This window comes from Actinacidiphila acididurans (assembly GCF_016918855.1).
In the GTDB taxonomy this organism is placed as follows: domain Bacteria; phylum Actinomycetota; class Actinomycetes; order Streptomycetales; family Streptomycetaceae; genus Actinacidiphila; species Actinacidiphila acididurans.
This window is the reverse complement of sequence record NZ_JADKYB010000038.1, coordinates 1-17,978: the sequence shown is the minus strand read 5'-3', so window position 1 is coordinate 17,978 and position 17,978 is coordinate 1. Positions and strand designations below refer to the sequence as shown.

The 17,978-nt window shown below is 68.3% G+C and carries 14 protein-coding genes; 5 read left to right on the top strand and 9 right to left on the bottom strand.

Translation table 11 applies throughout. From position 1 onward, the window contains the following. Positions 1 to 39: 39 nt before the first annotated feature. The 3 genes from ITX44_RS39070 to ITX44_RS39060 all read right to left on the bottom strand — a co-directional run bounded on the left by ITX44_RS39070 (position 40) and on the right by ITX44_RS39060 (position 3,726). Positions 40 to 960 carry a geranyl diphosphate 2-C-methyltransferase gene (locus ITX44_RS39070; protein ID WP_205364523.1) on the bottom strand — a complete coding sequence of 307 codons (921 nt, stop codon included), beginning with the start codon at positions 958 to 960 and terminating at the stop codon, positions 40 to 42. Positions 961 to 1,038: 78 nt separating this feature from the next. Continuing rightward, positions 1,039 to 2,268 (bottom strand): family 2 encapsulin nanocompartment cargo protein terpene cyclase, encoded by a 1,230-nt coding sequence (locus ITX44_RS39065; RefSeq protein WP_205364521.1) that lies wholly within the window; start codon positions 2,266 to 2,268, stop codon positions 1,039 to 1,041. Between the two features lie 45 nt (positions 2,269 to 2,313). After that, on the bottom strand, positions 2,314 to 3,726 hold the full coding sequence (locus tag ITX44_RS39060) for a family 2B encapsulin nanocompartment shell protein (protein WP_205364519.1): 1,413 nt from the start codon (positions 3,724 to 3,726) through the stop codon (positions 2,314 to 2,316). A gap of 276 nt (positions 3,727 to 4,002) precedes the next feature. Here ITX44_RS39060 and ITX44_RS39055 point away from each other — a divergent pair, with 276 nt between their 5' ends. Further along, a complete protein-coding gene (locus ITX44_RS39055; protein ID WP_205364517.1) occupies positions 4,003 to 4,737 on the top strand; it encodes an SMI1/KNR4 family protein in 735 nt (244 codons plus the stop codon). Between the two features lie 145 nt (positions 4,738 to 4,882). On the opposite strand, the gene ITX44_RS39050 is transcribed toward ITX44_RS39055, so the two are convergent. The 4 genes from ITX44_RS39050 to ITX44_RS39035 all read right to left on the bottom strand — a co-directional run bounded on the left by ITX44_RS39050 (position 4,883) and on the right by ITX44_RS39035 (position 12,128). Further along, complete coding sequence (locus tag ITX44_RS39050) at positions 4,883 to 8,914, bottom strand: glycoside hydrolase family 3 C-terminal domain-containing protein (protein ID WP_205364515.1); 4,032 nt, start codon at positions 8,912 to 8,914, stop codon at positions 4,883 to 4,885. 478 nt (positions 8,915 to 9,392) lie between these two features. Next, a complete protein-coding gene (locus ITX44_RS39045) occupies positions 9,393 to 10,217 on the bottom strand; it encodes a hypothetical protein (protein ID WP_236062454.1) in 825 nt (274 codons plus the stop codon). A gap of 91 nt (positions 10,218 to 10,308) precedes the next feature. Beyond that, a complete protein-coding gene (locus ITX44_RS39040) occupies positions 10,309 to 10,788 on the bottom strand; it encodes a flavoprotein (RefSeq protein WP_372441101.1) in 480 nt (159 codons plus the stop codon). Between the two features lie 77 nt (positions 10,789 to 10,865). Next, a complete protein-coding gene (locus ITX44_RS39035; RefSeq protein ID WP_205364503.1) occupies positions 10,866 to 12,128 on the bottom strand; it encodes a helix-turn-helix domain-containing protein in 1,263 nt (420 codons plus the stop codon). Positions 12,129 to 12,509: 381 nt separating this feature from the next. Between ITX44_RS39035 and ITX44_RS39030 the strand changes: the two genes are divergently transcribed. Further along, the gene (locus ITX44_RS39030; protein ID WP_205364501.1) at positions 12,510 to 13,622 is read left to right on the top strand and encodes a YopA family protein; all 1,113 of its coding nucleotides are present in this window, start codon (positions 12,510 to 12,512) and stop codon (positions 13,620 to 13,622) included. 79 nt (positions 13,623 to 13,701) lie between these two features. Here the strand turns inward: ITX44_RS39030 and ITX44_RS39025 are convergent, their stop codons facing one another. After that, entirely contained in the window at positions 13,702 to 14,451 is a 750-nt protein-coding gene (locus ITX44_RS39025) for a vWA domain-containing protein (RefSeq protein WP_205364499.1), read from the bottom strand. Positions 14,452 to 14,833: 382 nt separating this feature from the next. Between ITX44_RS39025 and ITX44_RS39020 the strand changes: the two genes are divergently transcribed. From ITX44_RS39020 to ITX44_RS39010, 3 genes are all read left to right on the top strand, one after another. Beyond that, complete coding sequence (locus tag ITX44_RS39020) at positions 14,834 to 15,103, top strand: type II toxin-antitoxin system Phd/YefM family antitoxin (protein ID WP_205364497.1); 270 nt, start codon at positions 14,834 to 14,836, stop codon at positions 15,101 to 15,103. Beyond that, positions 15,093 to 15,551 carry a type II toxin-antitoxin system VapC family toxin gene (locus tag ITX44_RS39015; RefSeq protein WP_205364488.1) on the top strand — a complete coding sequence of 153 codons (459 nt, stop codon included), beginning with the start codon at positions 15,093 to 15,095 and terminating at the stop codon, positions 15,549 to 15,551. Before ITX44_RS39020 ends, ITX44_RS39015 begins: the two co-directional genes overlap by 11 nt. A gap of 172 nt (positions 15,552 to 15,723) precedes the next feature. Further along, positions 15,724 to 17,316 (top strand): SpoIIE family protein phosphatase, encoded by a 1,593-nt coding sequence (locus ITX44_RS39010; protein WP_205364486.1) that lies wholly within the window; start codon positions 15,724 to 15,726, stop codon positions 17,314 to 17,316. Positions 17,317 to 17,380: 64 nt separating this feature from the next. On the opposite strand, the gene ITX44_RS39005 is transcribed toward ITX44_RS39010, so the two are convergent. Continuing rightward, positions 17,381 to 17,978: galactose-binding domain-containing protein (locus tag ITX44_RS39005; protein WP_205364484.1), on the bottom strand; the 598-nt coding region annotated here is incomplete at its 5' end.

Genomic DNA, 17,978 nt, shown 5'->3' with positions numbered 1-17,978 from the left:
CCCGGCCGACCCCGCCCTCGTGCACGAGCCCCGCATGGGTCAGACGCGGTCGGCAGCGATCAGCAGGTACTGGAAGGAACCGTCCCGGTAGGAGTTGATGAACGCCTCCTCGATACCGGTGACCAGCGACGACGTGGCGCGTAACTCCCAATACGGCAGGGTCGCGGGGGTGAGGTCGATGACGGCGTGCGGCACGAGCCGGTTGTCGGCCATGGCGCGCAGGTACTCGCGGCGGGAGTGGATGTTGCACTCGAAGTGCGCGTTGATCTGGGAGACCCACTTCGACGGCTGGCCGTAACGCGGGTTCCAGCAGCCGGTGATGGTCACGTAGCGACCGCCGGTCGCGAGGACACGGGAGTGCTCGGCGAACAGGTCGTGCAGGTCGACGTACATGCTCGACTCGTTGTTCCACGAGCCCATCGCCTGCCCGGTTTCGAAGGGCATGTCGAGCATGTTGCAGACGCGGGCCCGGACGTGCTCGTCGATGCCGAGTTCGCGGGCGCGGCGGTTGGCGAAGTCCGCCTGGCCGGACGACAGGGTGACGCCCTCGACCGTGCAGCCGAAACGCTGGTGGGCCATGACCATCGAGCCGCCCCGGCCGCAGCCGGCGTCCACCAGGGTGGCGTCGCGTCCGACGGGGCCGAGGTGGTCCAGGAGCAGTTCGGCCTGCGCCGACTCCAGCCGGTGGAGCTCGGCGATCAGCCGCTTCTCGTACGCGCTGTCGCTCGCGTCGCCGCTGTGGCCGCTGTTGCCGCCGTTGCCGAGGGCGGCGTGGTCGACGGCGCCGACGCCGTAGTGGTGGTGGTAGAGGCCGTCGACGTCGCCGAGCCGCAGATTCACCGGCCTGGCCTCGCCGTCCCAGTAGCGGGCGATGTCCCCCTGGTAGGGCGTCGCCGGCGCGGGGATGACGGCGGCCGCGCCGGCGGGGGCGGCGTCGCGAGTGAGCTCAGGGCTGGTCACGAATAACTTCACTCCTTTTTACGGAAGTCGGGGGTGCCGGACGCCGGGCTGCCGGACGTCGGGCTGTGGAAAGTCGGGTCACCAGAAGTCGGGCAGGCTGTAGCGATACGTGTTGGTCCGGTGCCAGTAGTGATTGCCGTCGACCCACGCCGCGACGCCCCGCAGGAAGCGCTGCACGCTCGGGACGGGGCAGACCGCGGCCAGGGCCGCCGCCTCGGCCTCGAAGTCGCGCATGAGCTCGTTGTGGACCTCGATCGCCTTCAGGTACGCCTCGCGGACGGACATGCCCTCGCGTTCGGCGATCACCACGGGCAGGTTCAGGTGCAGGCCGGGGGAAGCGAGTTCCTTGGTGTACGAGTACAGGTCGTTCACGATCGTGCTGGCATTGCCCGCGAGCGCGATGACCCGCTGCATGGCGGGCAGGGCGTGCAGCTCGGACGGCAGTTCGTAACCGCCGACGGTGTCGGTGATGGTCGGGCAGGGACGGAAGTTGTTGAACTGGCGCATCGCCAGGTACTCCCATACCTCGGGCACGACGCCTTCCTGTGCCCACGCTCCCTCGGCGAGGTATCCCATGTGCAGACGGGCCATGTTGTGCCGGAGCCGATCGGCCTGGGACGGGCTGGCGGCGCGCACGAAGTACTCCATGGCGGAGCGGTAGCCGCGTCGGGGCGCGTCCGACTCGAGCGATCGCGTCCACGGGGGTACGTATTCGCTCGTCGTGTACAGGGGGTCGAGGGCGGTGTGCGCGAGCAGCAGGCGTTCGCCGAGACCGATGGGCGAGCCGCCGAGGTCCTCGCAGTAGTAGTCGTCCACCGCGTTCTCGGCGACCATCAGGCGGGTGGCGATCATGAGGTGCTCGACGGTGGGGGCGTCCGGATGGCAGGCGACCATGTAGCGCCCCACGGAAAAGCCGTCGAACTGGTCCTCCAGGTCCTCGGGATACAGGTCGACCTCGTCCAGCGCCCATGCCTTGATCCTGCGGCCGACCTCCTCCACGCGTGCCGGGTCGGGCTCGGGCACGGGGTGGTAGTACAGGCCCGGGACCGGGGTGCCTTCCGCGGGGGCCGCCGACGGGTCCCAGGACTCCGGCAACTCGGGCAGGTCGTCCGGCGAGGTCCGGGGTGCCGGCGATGTCGGCTGGTTTTCGTTGCGTACGAGATGCAGGGCCGCCGTGCCCAGGCCGCTCGGGCCGCGCAGGATCCGCTCCACGCCGGAGTTCGTGGAGCTCGTGGAACTCGTGGCCGGCGCCGGGAAAGCCGCTGTGGGCGGACCCGTCCGCGGCGGGGGAATGTCAGGGGCGCGCATACGTGACTCCTTGGTGAGGTGGGTGACCCTCCGGCGCGGGCCCCGCTAGTCGGGCCTGCGGGCGACCTGCACGTTCTCCAGGACACCGAGCGCGTCCGGTACGAGGACGGCGGCGGAGTAGTACGTGCTGACGAGGTAGGACGTGACCGCCTTCTCGTCGATGCCCATGAACCGCACGGACAGGCCCGGTTCGTACTCCTCGGGCAGACCCGTCTGGTGCAGGCCGACCACGCCCTGGTTGTCCTCACCGGTGCGCATGACGAGGATCGAGCTGGTGTTCTCCTTGGTGACCGGGATCTTGTTGCACGGCAGAATCGGCACCCCGCGCCAGGCCGGGACCTGCTGCCCGCCGAGGTCGACGTGGTTCGGATAGATCCCGCGGGCGTTGAACTCGCGCCCGATCGCCGCGATCGCCCTGGGGTGGGCGAGGAAGACCCGGGAGTCACGGCGCCGGGAGAGCAATTCGTCCAGGTCGTCCGGGGTGGGCGGGCCGGAGTGGGTCTGGACGCGCTGCTTGAAGTCCGCGTTGTGCAGCAGACCGAACTCCCGGTTGTTGACCAGCTCGTACTCCTGCCGCTCGCGCAACGCCTGGATCGTGAGCTTGAGCTGCTCCTCGAGCTGGTTCATCGGCCCGTTGTAGAGGTCGGCGACCCTCGTGTGGACCCGCAGGATCGTCTGCGCGACGGAGAGTTCGTACTCCCGGGGCTTCGGGTCGTAGTCGACGAAGGTGCTGGGCAGTGCGGGCTCGCCGGTGTGACCCGCCGACAGCGCGATCTCCGCCTCGCCGTGCCCGTTCTGCGGCCGGCCGGGACGTGAGCCGAACTCCTGGAGGTGGGCCTGGAGGCTCGGCGCCGCCGCCAGGACGGCGGCGAAATCGGCGCGGGACAGGGTGAGAAGGGTGCCGGCCGTCTCCGCGACGGCCGTGCTGTCCCACCCGGCGTCCGCGTCCAGCAGGGCGTCGTCTCCGAACCGGTCGCCGTCGGTGAGGACGTCGACGGTGACTTCGTCGTCGTACTGGCCGACGGATGTCCGCCTGATCCGGCCGTGGGCGATCAGGTGCAGCTGTTCGGCGGGCGTGCCCCGTTCGACCAGCACTTCGCCGACGCGGAAGTCGCGCTGGACGCACCGCCCGGCGAGTTGGGTGAGCACCTCCCCGTCCGAGTAGCCACGTAAGAAGGCGAGTTCGCCGAGCTCGGCGGGAATCACCCGGACATCGGAGCCGTCCTGAACGAACTCCACCCGCCCGTCGCCGACGATGTGGGTCAGCCGACGGTTCACCCGGTACGTACCGCCCTTGGTTTCCACCCAGGGAAGAACCCGCAGCAGCCAGCGCGAGGTGATCGCCTGCATCTGCGGTGCGGACTTGGTCGTGGTGGCGAGATTACGAGCGGCCGCCGTGTCCAGGCTGGACCGCGTGGGTGCATCCGGTGCGGCTTCCGGCTCGACATCGGTTGTCATCGGGCGAGCTCTCCTTTCTGTAGCACGGTGGGCGGCAGGAGTGCGCGTCACTGAAGCAGTGGAATAAAGTGGTGCAAATACGAAGTAACCCGCCCAGATCCAGTGGAACAGTAACAGCCGGTTCATCCGCCTGGCCCTACGAAGCCGATCTCATTCACCCGATACGGTGATATGACTGGCAGAAGGTTTGTCCGGGTTGTCGGCGGTGTCGGCTGCCCTGAAGGTCCCGGCCCCCGGCGCTGTGGCCTTGTCGGCAGGGTCCCCTAACGTGTGCGCATGACTTCGGGCTCATGGGCAGGCGTACGCGAAAAGGTGCAGGGGCTTGCCTCGCTGCCCGGCGCGGGCAAGGTCTTCGGATACTTCGGGCACGGCTTCGCCCTGGCCGAACCGCTGTCGATCGGCGAACTGTCGGATCTGGAGAGCCGCCTGGGCATCCGGCTGCCGGACGACTACCGGGCCTTCCTCCTGGAGGTGGGCGCCGGGGGTGCCGGCCCGGCCTACGGCATCTTCCCCATACGCCGTACCGAGGGCGGTGACTGGCGGTGGGAAGGCGACGGCGGCTACATGACAGACCTCGACCGCCTCGCCGAGCCCTTCCCCGTCAAATCGCCCCACGCCGATCGCATCCCGGAGCTGGCGGCGGAGCGCCCGGCGGAGGACGACTTCGAGGACGTGAACGACTACGACTCGGCGTACGAGGTCTGGGACACACGTTGGGCCGAGGTGATGTGGTCCAACGACCGTACCGTCGGGGCCATTTGCCTGTGCCACATCGGATGCGCCGAGCGCCGATGGCTCGTCGTCAGCGGCCCGGAACGCGGCCACATCTGGGCCGACGCCCGCTGCGACGACGTCGACCTCGCCCCACTGCACCCCGCCGACGCGCCGGCAAAGCCCCTGACCTTCACCACCTGGTACATGGAATGGCTGACCCACGCCACCCGACAGGCCCAGGCCAGCACCGCACCCGGGACACCGTATCGGTGCCGGCACCGTAACGGATGGCTCTGACAACGCAGTCCGGCAAGACGCCCGGCCCGCGCGGGGAGCGAAGGGCTCCGCGTGCGGGCCGGGCGGCCGTGTCGCGTCGCGCGTCGGGGCGTATCCGCGCCCCGGCACGAGGTGATCGTACGGATCTCGGGCTACGACGAAGGGGTCAGGATGCGCCGGCCGGCATCAGCTGGGCCATGTTGAAGCCGGCCACGTCCTTGCTGGTGCCGATGCCGTCGCCCCACTGGGTGTAGCCCTTGCGGACTCCGTTGTCCTTGTCGTTGTCGTCGAGGGCGAAGGAGAACACGTTGTTCGCCACGGGCTGGACCGAGGTGAGGTCGCTCCACGGCAGGGCCATCTCGTACAGGGTGGTGTGGGTCGTCTCGTCCCTGGTCACGTGGACGGTCGCGTTCGTGACCTGGCCGCTGCCCTCGGACGGGGCGATCCAGCGGTACAACTGGGCGCCGGCCGAGGTGAGGGCGGCTCCGTACTCGTAGTGGCCGTTGACCGAGGCGGTGCTTTCCGTGGCCGACGCGCCGGGGACGCCCGACGTGGCAGCGAACTGCAAGCAGTCGCCCTGCCAGATGTCGGCCCCGGTGGCGGGCTCGGAGAAGACGTCGTCGGTCAGGTCGGCCGTGATGTAGAGGTTCGAAGCATCCCAGTTGAGCCACACCTTGCCCGACAGGTCGGACGCGCCGCCGTAGGGCTGGGAGGAGTCCAGCGTCTCCCAGGTGCCGTCGGCGGTCGTGGCCAGGTCCACCGCGGGGCCGTCCTGGACCTGGGAAAGCGTCCACGACGTGCCGAGGCTCTTGTTGACCACGGGCAGGAAGGTGACGTGGCCGGAGAAGGATTCGGAGGTCAGGTCACCGGCGATGGCGCTGGTCACCGTGAAGGAGTAGGGCTTGGCGAAGCTGATGTCCGTCATCGGTACGTCCACGGTGGTGGACGTCTGGGGCGCGATGGTGGCGCTGACCGGCTGCGTGCCCGTTGCGCTGCCGAGCTTCCAGTTGACCGCCGTCACTGTCGTCGGGGTGTCCGACGGGTTGTTCAGGACCACCTTCAGCGAACCGGCCGGCGGGCTCATCCCGGTCACCACCGGGGTGACCTGTACGGGCGTGGCACCCGAGGTCACCGAGATCGAGCTGACCGCCGCCTCGGTGTAGACGCCGGCCGCGCCGGTGAACGCCACCGTCGCGTCCAGCTCCGCCTTGGTGCCCGGCTTCGTGCCGGCGGGAATCGTGACGCTCCACGTGGCCGTCACCTGCCGGCCGGGAGCGACGTCGGACACCGTGACCGGTGAGGTCGCCGTCGCCGTCCAGCCGCTCGGCACGGTCAGGTTCATCGACAGGTTGTGGACGGCGTGCGCACTGGTGTTGGCGTACGTCGCGGTCGCGGTGATCGTGCTGTTCGGCTGCACGACGCCCGCCGCCTGCAGGCTGAACGGGTTCTGCACCACGATCGGAGCGGTGCCGGTCACGCCGTTGACCGTCACGTCGACCGACGCGGCGCCGGGGGCCCGCATGGTGACCACGCCGGTGCCGCTGACCGTGGCGACCCGCGGGTCACTGGTGCGGTAGGTGACATGGGCGTGGGACAGGTCGGCGAACGACTGGTCGTTGTCGGCCGCTTCGACGATGTGGTCCGCGGCCGCGTGATTCTGCTCGAGCGCGGAATTCGTGTCCGGCGCGATCCACGGGTTGGTGTCGGTGAGGTTCAGCGTCTCGCCGGGCTTGAAGACCACCTGGTCCGGCTGGACGGTGACCGTCTGCACCCGCGGCGTGATGGCGCCGTGCACCCGCACCGTGCCGGAGCCGGCCACGGTGGCGGAGTCGGGTCCGACGCGGAACTCGTAGGCACCGGGGCGGACGACCTGCTTCAGGGCGCTCTCGTCCCACTGGCTGAGGTCGGCGGCCTTGACGGACAGGTTGACGTGCTGGGTCTGCCCCGGCGCGAGCACCGCCGTCTTCTTGAAGCCCGCCAGCTGCTCCTTCGGCAACTCGGCGCCGGGCACGGTGAACTGCGGCGCCGCGTAGAGCTGGGCGACCGTCGAGCCCGCGACCGTACCGGTGTTGGTGACGTCGAAGCCGACCTTCACCGTGCCGTCGGCGGACACGGCACCGGGTCCGACCTTCACGTGGGAGTACGCGAACCGGGAGTACGACAGGCCGTAGCCGAACGGGTAGGTCGGCTTGCCGGTGAAGTACATGTAGGTGCGGCCGAGTCCGCCGGTCTGGGACGGGGTGAGCCCGTAGGAGTCCATCGACGGGAGCTGCGAGTCGTCGGCGAACCAGGTGAAGTCCAGGTGCCCGGAGGGGTTCTGCTCGCCGAAGAGCACCTGGGCCAGCGCGGTGCCCTGGCTCTCGCCGTTGTAGCCGCTGAACACGATCGCCGGGAAGTCCTGCTGCGCGGCCTGGATGTCGTACGGGCCGTCGGCCTGCATGACCATCGCCGTACGGGGGTTGCCGGCGGCGGCGACCTGGCTGATCAGCGAGTCGTAGTTGCCGGGCAGGGCCAGCGTCGAGCGGTCCGTGCCCTCGTCGGCCACGCCGAGATCCGAGCCGACGACCACGATCACCAGGTCGGCGGCCTTCATCGCGGTCTGCGTCGCGTCGGAGCACGCCGCGGGCGTCTTGGCGGTGGTCGAGGTGCCGCAGGCGTCGAAGGTGACGGTCGCCGACGGGTTCGCCGCCTTGACCGCCGCGGTGATCCCCTGCACGGCGTCGACCTCGAGGGTCGGCCGGCCGGAGTAGCCGCCGAGCGTCGTCGTGTTCGCCAGGTTGCCGACGACGACGATGTTGTTCAGCTTGGCGGGGTCGGCCGGCAGCAGCGGGGACGAGGTGCCCGCGACGTTGTTGTTCTGCAGCAGCACCAGGTCCTGCGCCGCGACCTTCTCGGCCAGCGCCTGGTGTGCGGGCGACTCGATCTGGTCCTTCGTGATCTTGGTGTAGGCGACCTTGCTCGCGGGGTCGAACTCCCCGGTCTGCATACGTACCGTGAACAGCTTCGTCAGCGCGCTGTCGATCACCCCGGGCGTCAACAGGCCCAGCGAGATCGCCGCGTCGATGTTCTGCGTGGTCAACTCGCCGCCCGCGCAGTTCAGCTGGGTGCCGGCGCGCAGCGCGTACGCCTGGCCGCCCGCCGCCGCGGAGACCTGCTTGCCGGTGGTGGTGTTCGTCCACGTCGTGCCGTTGGTGGTCCACCCCGGGGGTGCCCAGTTGTGGGCGCCGGAGGAGTAGACGTCGCCGACCGCGCCGCAGTCCGAGGTGGTGTAACCGCCGAAGCCGTACGTCGCCTGGAGCAGTTCGTTCACGGTGTACGTGTCGGCGGGCGCGGGCGTGCCGTTCACCGCGTTGTAGGACGTCATCACGCCGGACACGTGCGCCTTCTGCACCAGGCCGGCGAACTGCTTGGTGTAGTAGTCCCGGATGTTCGCGTCGGTGGTGTTCGCGCTCTGGGTGTGCCGGCTGTTCTCGTCGTTGTTCAGCGCGTAGTGCTTGGCGGTGGCCGCGACCTTCAGGTACGGGGTCTGCGGCTTGCCGGTGATCGTCTCGCCCTGGTAGCCGTCGACGAACGCGCCGGCCATGGTGGACGCCAGGTAGGTGTCCTCGCCGAACGACTCGTTGGTCCGCCCCCAGCGCGGGTCGCGGTCCATGTTGACGGTCGGCGCCCAGAAGGTGAGGTCGCCGTAGTCCGACGCGGACGGGCCGAGGTTGTTCTGCCCGGTCCCCCACAGCGACTTGTCCAGGAAGCCGCGCGCCTCGTCCGAGATCGCCGTGGTCTCCTGGTACGTCAGCTCCGGGTCCCAGGACATGGTGGACGCGAAGTTCACCGGGAAGCTGGTCGCCGTCACGTCGAGCTCACCCTGGCCGCCGGCCGCGGTGTCGGCACCGAGCCGGTTGATGCCGTGCTGGCCCTCGCTCCAGTACGTGTAGCGCTGGACCCCAAGGCGCGGGATGGCCGGCGCGTCGTTGGTCTGAAGCTGCCCCACCTTCTCCGGCAACGTCATCCGCGACACCAGATCGGCCGCCCGCTGCTCGAACGTGTAGTGCGTGTTCAGGTAGATCGGCTGCGTCGACTGCGCCGCGTCCTGGGGGCTCGCCTGCGCCTGCGCGATGGCCGGCACCCCGGCCACCACGGTCGCCGCTATCGCGGCGGCCACCATTCGTCCGGCCGATGTTCTCAGTCTTCGGGAGCGCATAGTTGTCTCCTTCACGTCACGCGCCGCTGGGGCACAGGTTCATGGGGAGTACGCCGGCACCGGTGAGGGGGCCTGCCGGCCCGCCCAGGCCGACAACGTTGTCTCCTCTCGCGCGCGAAGCACCGCACACGCGGCCGCCCACCGAACCGATGAGAACTTGACTCATCCACTGTTTAGCTTGCTATGAGCAAAAGTCAAGGCTTCTGTCAGGGCTCGCATGGTTGCACAGGAGGCGTCATATCAGCACTCTGGCTTGGAAATTAAGTGGTCGGACGCGGTTTGGCGGGGCCACGCATATGGCGAGCCCATCCGCGGCATTTCTGACTAAAGTCGTCGAAAGTCGCCGGGCGAGCCTGAAGAGCCGCTGGTTGTAGTGATCCTCCACGTGCACCCAGAAGCCAACTCCGGCGAGAAGGACTCGGTCACATTCCGTACGGAAGCCATGGCACTTCCTCCACGAAAGGGGCGGACAGGCAGATCAGGTATCGAGGTCGTCGAGATCGACAACGAAGAAGTCGGCCAGCTGCATCAGCAACTGATGGGCCCGCACCCACGGCAGGCGCGGATCACCAAACCGGAACGTGCCGGTTTCGACCGGCTGCGCCGTCAGCCCGGCTGGGGCGTACAAGACACCGCTGACGCCGCTCGGCGCAAAAGCGCGGACGCGCACTGGGATGACCCCTGACCGCAAGTGCGGGCACGCACGGACTGATCGGTGAGCGCATGGACGGCACAGGGGCGGGTGGAACGTCTCCTCCCGTTCTGAGAGCAACTCGTCGTCGCGGGCATCGATCAACCACAGCGCTCCGTCGGCCGTACGGTCGGCCGGCCCGCCACAAACCTGGCAACGCAGTCCGGCCATGGCAAGCCGCTGCCGCAGACTGTGCACCTTCCCGAACTCCGGCCTGCCCCGCCCCGGCTCGGACGGCGTCCGCGACCACAACACCCCCCGCTCGTCCCGGTCGAAGGCTCGTTCGTCGCCATACCCGATCCCCCGACGGTCCCGCCGCACCACCACCGGCACAGCGCCGTCCTGTTCCCCGCTCCATCGCACCACGTACGGCACGGAAGCCAGTCCTGCCGTTCCGCGGGTATACAGCAGCGCCTCGCGCACCGCGTCCTCGCTGCCTACACTGCCCGGCTGTCGTTGCGCTGACGTACGCGACGTGCTGTGTTCGCTCGCATGCCTCATGGGGTCTCCCGATCGGGTTGCCGTTGTCGCCTTGGAAAGACCAAAGCGTGTGTGGCCAACCGCGATCCAGAGCTCATGCGCCCAGTGCTGCCGTCCATGCACGAACTGCATTCAATGCAGCGGACAAGGCAAGCCGGAGGACAGGAACGAAGAGAGTCCCGCCAACGCCGTGGTCGTCAGCTGTCGACCGTGACGGCGCCTGTCATCGCTTCGCCCGCAGTGCCGGTTCCAACAGGTCGAGCGCCTCTTCCCAGCGAAAACGGTCGGCGCCCCCACCCGACTTGGGCGGGTGCGGCTCGTAACCGCTGACCAGCACACCCATGCTCCGCAGCCGGTACAGGCTTTCGCCGTACGCCGGGTGCGCGGCCATCGCGCTGTTGACGTACGGCAGGACGGCTGTCGGAATGCCCAGCCCGTACGCCTCCGCCAGGATGCCCAGCGCGAGGGTGTCGGCAATGCCCGCCGCCCACTTGTTGATCGTGTTGAACGTCGCCGGTGCCACCGCGATCGCATCGGCTGGCGGCAGCGGACGCTCCTCCCCCGGCCGCCGCCATGCCGACCGGACCGGATAGCCAGTTTGCGCCACGATCGCCTCTTCGTCGACGAAGTTCAGGCCCAGCGGCGTGGCCACCGTACCCACGCTCCAGCCGCGTTCCTGCGCAGTCGAGATGAGTCTGCTCACGCCCCCGGCAACCCCGGCCGCGCACACGACCACGTACAGGAACGGCCTCTTCACCCTGGTGCCTACGGAACCTGAGCTCACACGGCCACACCCAATTGGCGGGCGAAGTGATACAACTCCGGCACAGCCCGGCGCCGGTCACGTGCGGCCAAGTCCGCAACCAACTCCCGTACCGCAGGGCGGCGTACGTCCTGGGCGGCGCAGCTCTCGGCGACCCGGAGCGCCTGGTAGGCGTCGAAGAGCCGCCCCTGCTGGCTGTAGGCGTGAGCGGCGTCGGTCCACAACGCCGCACGACGCTCGGGAACGGAAATGTGCCGATGCATAAGCGGCTTCGCGGCGTCCAGCGCCATACCGGCGTCACCGAGGACTGCGGAGGCGTTCACCGCATGCAACTCCACATTGACCAAGTTGAAGTTGGACCACTTGTCCGGCGGACTGCCCGGCATGCTCCCAGCGACGTCACGGGCCTCGGAGAGGAAGTCTCGCACGGAGCCACGGTCGCTACCCAGCGCGGCGGCAGTCACACCGCGCAAAAGGAGCATCCCCAGGACGGCCAGATGCCGTGGGGACCGTCGGTCGTAGGAACCGACGAGTTGGTCTGCAGCGTGCCGGATCAAGACGACGGCCTGAGGAGCATGGTTTTCGCGGGCCAGGAGGTGGGCGTGCAGCCGGACGCTGGATGCAAGGACGACCGGGTCACCCGATCGCTCGGCTTCGCCCATGGCTCGACCGACCGCCAGCCACGCGTGCCCGTGGTCGCCCTGCTTGAGCAGCAGGCTCGCCGAGGTCTGGTATGCGGCGGCCAGCATGCCTGTCACCTCAAAGGAGTTGCCTCCAACCCGTCTCAGATCACCGATGAGAGCAGGAAGCTGAAGCTCCAGACGGGCGTAGTCACAAGCAGAGAAGAGAGAACGCAGCCGGTTTATCCGCGCCCCCAACCGGCGAACGTCGTCTTCACCTGTACCAGCGGGTGTCGTGCCGGGCAGCAGTGACTGGACGAGTTCACAGTACGCTCGCGTCGGGGGTGCCGGAGTGGCGAGCGTGGCGGCGCCGGCGGCAAGGAAGGTTCGGCGGTACATGTCCTCTGTCATTTCTCGATCCACGTCGGCGGCAACAGGAACAGACGCCAACCCGAGCGTGTGCAAGGGGATGCGGAGTTCAGCAGCAACGGCACGAAGCACGTGCAAGTCCTGCACGCCTCTGCCCTGTTCGAGGCGACTGATCTTGGACTGGTGGTACCCCAGCGCCGCTGCAACCGCGCTCTGCGAACGCCTCGCCACCACCCGCGCACGCCGCAAAATCTCGCCAATCCTCTTCGCCTCGTCCTGCTCCCCAGCCATACGCGCCGGCTCCCTCCGCCGTCGCCGATCCTTCCCCATCTGCCAAGGTTAGAAGCACCGTCGGCGTACGCCATGCATATTCTGCATAAGTCACGCTCCGGAGCTCGTCCGGGGTCTCGCCCATCGATGACACGAGTACACCCACGAAAGGCCAACATGACGGACACTTCACGGTGGGACTCAGCTTCAGAACCTCTCAGCGGTGTCTACGCCTTCAACGCGCCCGGAGATGCTGTCGTCCTGTATGACGGTCCGGTACGCGGAGCCACCAGACAGAATGCACCCAGTCGCATCGAGCTGTGCTGCTCGCCCAAGCCAGGAATCGATTGGCACGTAGATCCTGTTCCAGACAACCTTCCCGTGCCGCGAGACGCTGTGACCTTGGAGATTCGTCGCCCCTACGGGGACGTAACCCTGGCGGTAGGGGTCCGGGGGCGATTCGATGGCTGGACGAACGGGGCAGTTCTGGGCAATCCGGCAGCGCCGCTGCAGCGGATCATTGCCCACTGGTTCAACGTTCCACGCTTCTCGGGGCAGCACGATCTAGCCGAGAGGACGAGTCAGGGAGATAGGCTGTGGACCGGCGGACGGTGGGTACACGAGGTCTCGGGATGGAAGATCACAATTGATGTGCGCCCCGACCACAAAGACGTCTGGGATGACTTGAACAGGGCCAACGTCTACGTGATGACCCATGTCATGGAGATAGTGAGAGGTGACGGCGCGGCCTTCACTGCGACACAAGCCGACCCCGTTCTGAAAGCCCTACACGCTGGGGTCTCCTTCGGTCTGGGCCGATGGGTTGCACCGTTCCTTCCTGTGGGACTCGACTCTCACAACAATCTCGTATGGGAGGAATGGGCGGCCCGGCATTGCGATCCTGCCCGGCAGAACAGCGGCGGTTGGTGGAACGCGCTGGACAGCGAAGGACTGGCAACGTTGCTCGACGCCTTGATACCTACCTTCAGCGACCCGGCCAGAGTCGAGCCTCTTTGGCTCCAGATCAGTTACGCAATCGCAGCGACCCACGACACAGGCTTCGTCGAGCAACGCGTGATGATCGGAGCAGCCGGCCTGGAACATGTCATGTGGGAGCGCCTTGTATTGAATGGACAATTAAGCGAATCCCAGTATCACAGGCGTTCTGCACATTCGCTACTGCGAGAGGTTTTGACAAATGCAGGGATCGATCGGTCGATCGATGACAAGGCCCTGCCCGCCCTCGCAAAGTTGGCCGAAAGAAGACACCAGGAGTTCGGAGCTCAAATGGACGGCCCAGATGTCACAACATGGGTCCGCAACAAATTGGTGCACCCAAGCGGCTCACAGGACGCTATCTACCGAATCCCCGGGGTGGTCACTGAAACATGGCTGCTCACCCGTCATTACCTTACTCTGCTGATCCTGGAATCCCTCGGATACCGCGGCCCGTACGCTCACCTTGCGAAGCTGAACCGCTGGGTGGGCGAAGTCGAAGACGTACCTTGGGCGTAAGATTGCACAAAACATCGAGCCCTCGGTAGCCGTCAGGCTGCCCGGAAGACGGCGACATCGGACGGGACATGCAACCGCGTCAGCTCTTGACGATGCCGGCGTCGCGCGCCGCCGCAAGCCATGACGGGAACTCCTCCAGCAGCGAGTCGTAGAGGTCCTCGTCCGAGACGGCCTTCGGCCACGTGCCGGCGGCGAAGAAGCCCGCGTTGTCGATCACCCGCCGCTGCGGTACGGGCAGTTCGTCGAGCTTGCGCAGGAACCGGAACTCGTCGTTCCCGAAACCGATGAACTGCCAGAAGATGGGCAATGACGCCGCCATGCACAGCACATGCTCGGCCGCCGCCTTGGACGTCGGCGAGCCGTCCGTCTGGAAGACCACGAAGGCCGGATCGGTGGCCCCGCAGGACTGGTAGTGGTCGACGACGGCTTGCATCGCCAAGTGGTAGTTCGTACGGCCCATGCGGCCCATGCCCTCGTGCAGCGGGTTGATCCGATCCCGATACGCGTCGAGGCTGATCTCGGCGACCCCGTCGACGTCCGTCGAGAAGAAGACGACCGGCACCACCCCGTCGTCGTCCAGGTTGGCCGCGAGCGCGAGCGTACGCTCCGCGAGGTGCTGCACGGAGCCGTCCCGGTAGAACGGGCGCATGCTGCCGGAACGGTCCAGCACCAGATACACCGCGGCCCGTTGCCCGCCGACTTCCCGCTTGGCCAGGGACACCGCGGCGCTCTTGTACAGGTTGACCAGGCCGGGCGCGCGGCGGGCGACCTTCTCCAGGCTGATCGCGGCAGCGGGCGACTTGGGACGTTTGCGGTAATCGATGGCCATGGCGTGTGATTATCCAGCTTCCGCACCCCGGGCGGGCCCGAATCCCAAAGATCTCCCGTAGATCGGCGATGAGGAGTTCGACCGGTTCGTCAGGCGAGACACGATTCACGTGGGTGCCGAATATGCGGAGTGCCTCGTCGATGGATTCCTCGGGTACGGACGGCCGCACCGAAGAGTGCCCGATCAGCACCATGGCGCCGGCTCGGCGGGATTCGATGCCGAGCTCTTCGCGAATCCGTTGGCGGTCCTCGTCCGAGCCGACCAGGTAATTCACTTCAGCTCGACCACATGCAGTGCGCCGTCCGCGCAGATCAGAGGGATGCCTCGTCGTCGGCGGCAAGAAGCGGAGCACGCGGTAGCACCGAGTGATACCGCGTTCCGCATGACCGCGCAACCCGAGATCACCCAGCGCGACCTGCGGAACCGCTCCAGAGAGATCATGGACGCCGTCGAGAACGGGCAGTCCTTCACAGTCACCCGGGACGGGCACCGAATCGGGGAGCTGATCCCGCTGCGGCGGCGCAGGAGGTTCGTCCCACGAGGCGAGTTCGCGGCCATGTCGCGGACCGCTTCGGATGTCTCCCTGGAGGCCTTCCGCGACGACCAGGACGCCACCGCCGAGCAGGAGACGGACGACCCCTATGCCCGCTGAGCACGAGCAAGGGCTCAGCGACACCGACATCGTCATCCTGCGCAAGTGGATCGACCCCGAAGAACTCCCGGCGGAAGTGGCGATCAGTGCCGTCACCCTGGCCGAACTCTCCGCAGGACCGCACGAGGTCCGGCGGAACGACGAACAGGACGATTACGACGAGCACGCCGAGCGGGCCCGCCGCCTGGACGTCCTGCAACGTGCCGAGAACGAGTTCGATCCCGTCCCCTTCGACGCGGAAGCCGCCCGAATCTACGGCAGACTGTGCGCCGCCGTCATCGGCGCCGGACGCAAACCCCGACGCCGTGTCGCCGACCTCATGATCGCCGCCATCGCTATCGCCGAGGAACTCCCCCTCTACACCACCAGCCCCGACGATTACCGGGGACTCGACAGTCTCCTCACCGTCGTCCCCGTCACCCGGCCGCTCGTCCTCCACGACCGATAGGGCCCCGGCCCCCGCTGTACCGTGAAATGAGAGGGCGGTGCACCGGACCCGGGTGGAGGTCGGGATGGGAAGAGGTGGCGGACGGGGAATTCAGGGGACGGGTTCGGCGGCTCGGGGAGACGTGCGGTCGATACTGGCGGCGGAGCTGCCGGAATATCTCCGGGAAAACGAAATGGGCGGCTTTCTGTGGGACATGGGGTCGGGCCGGATAGCGCTCACCCCGGGAGCGGCGGTCGCGCTGGACTTTCCGCCGGGGGAATTCGTGGGTGAGATCGAGGCGGTGAGGGACCGGCTTCTGGCCGAGGATCTGCCCGGCGTGCTGGACGATGCCGTGGCCGCGCTGGCCGCCGCGTCGGACTACGGCACGTATTTCCGTGTTCGGTCGCGCGACGGGCGCGTCCGGTGGGTGCACGCGCAGGCGTCGGTGCGGCGGGACGAGGAGGGGCGGCCGGCGCGGGTGGTAGGTACGGTGCGGAGCGCGGACGCCGAGTTGGGGCACGCGGCGCGGCAGGGGGTGCTCGCATCGGAGTGGAGGCATCAGTCGGACGTGGTGCAGGCGATCGGCGCGGAACTCGCGCAGGTGCTCACCGTTGACGACCTGCTCGCGTTCTTCACGGGTCAGCCGTTTCTGGACGTGTTCGGCGCCTCCGGGGTGGTGCTCAGTGTGCTCGACCAGGACCGGCGGCAGTTGCTGGCCACGACCGGGCTCCCGGCGGAGCTGCTGCGCGACCTCGGGACGGAACGGGTCGATGCCGACCTGCCCATCGCGGAGGCCATCCGTACCCAGCAGGCCATGTACGTCACGCGCGAGGACGTACGCGACAGGTACCCGCGGCTGTGGCCGTACATCGAGCCGACGGTGCTCACGTCGACCGCCATCATCCCGTTCGCGGCGCAGGGCCGACCGACCGGCGCGCTGTCGATCCTGTACGAGGGGAAGCGGGTCTTCAGCGCCGAGGAACGCAATCTGATGCTCGCGTTCGGGTCGGCCGCCGCGCAGGCGCTCGAGCGGGCCCTGCTCTACGACCGGGAGCACGCGATGTCGGTCGCGCTCCAGCAGGCGATGCTGCCGGGCCACATCCCGCAGGTGCCGGGGGTACGGCTGGCCGTGCGCTACCAGCCCGCCCGCGGCGGCCATCAGGTGGGGGGCGACTGGTACGACGCGATGCCCCTGCCCGACGGCACGCTCGCGGTGGTGGTCGGCGACGTCCAGGGCCACGACGTCCATGCCGCGGCGGTCATGGGGCAGCTACGGGCCGCCTTTCGCGCCTACGCGACCGAGGGGCACTCGCCGTCGGCCATCATGGCCCGGGCCTCGGCGTACCTGCGCGACATGGACACGGATCTCCTCGCCACCTGCGCGTGCGCTCATCTCGACCCCCGAACCGGCTCGGGCCGGCTCGTCCGCGCCGGGCATCCCTACCCGATCGTGAAGGGCCCGGACCGCCACAGCGCACCCGTCGAGGCGGCCGGCGGGCTCCCGCTGGGCCTGCCGCGGCCCGACGCGGCGGACGACTACCCCACCACCCACATCCGGCTGCGCGCCGGCGACACCCTGGTGCTCTTCACCGACGGCCTGCTGGAATCGCGCGGCTCGGACCTGGACAGCGGCGAGCACCGGCTCCGGGCCCTCCTCGACGACGGCCCCGACGATCCCGGCGACCTGGCCGACCTCATCGTCTCCGACCTGGAGCGGGGACAGGCCGACGACATCGCGATCCTGCTCGCCCGTGTCGGGGACGGCGCTGGGGCGGACCGGCCCTGACACCGGCCACGCGCGGGGAAGGACGTACGGGTGCGCGTGGCCGGCGGGGGCTGAAAGGGGGAGGTCAGGCGCTGAAGATCTGGAATTCGGAGATCTGGCCGGCCGGCCAGCCCGTGTTGGCGGTGAAGTTGAGGCGGACGTAGCGGACGGTGGCGGTGGAGGGGAGGGTGATCGTGACGGTGTTGCCGGTCGACGGGTTGAAGGTGTAGTTCGCGGCGGGGGCCAGGGTGGTGGTCGGGGAGGGGTCGCCGCCCTGGACCGAGATGGTCTGGGTGCGGGTGCCCCAGGCGGTGGACGGCGGCAGCGCGAGCACGATCCGCTTGACGGGGACGTCCTGGCCCAGGTCGACCTGGAGCCACTGGGGGAAGGCGTTGTTGGCGCTCTCCCAGTACGTGTTCGGGTCGCCGTCGGTGGCGTTGGCGGAGCCGTAGACCTGGGTGTGGCTGCTCTCCGTCGTGGGTTTGTGCAGCGCCAGGTTGGTGGTGCCGGAGGGGGCGTCGGTGGTGACGCTCACCTGGTTGGAGGGCTGGGAGATGTTGCCGGCCGCGTCGGCGGCGACCACGTCGAAGGTGTACGCGGTGGACGCGGTCAGCCCGGTGACCGTGAACGAGGTGCCGGTGGCCGTGCCGACCTGGGTGCTGGTGGACCCGCTGACCCGCAGC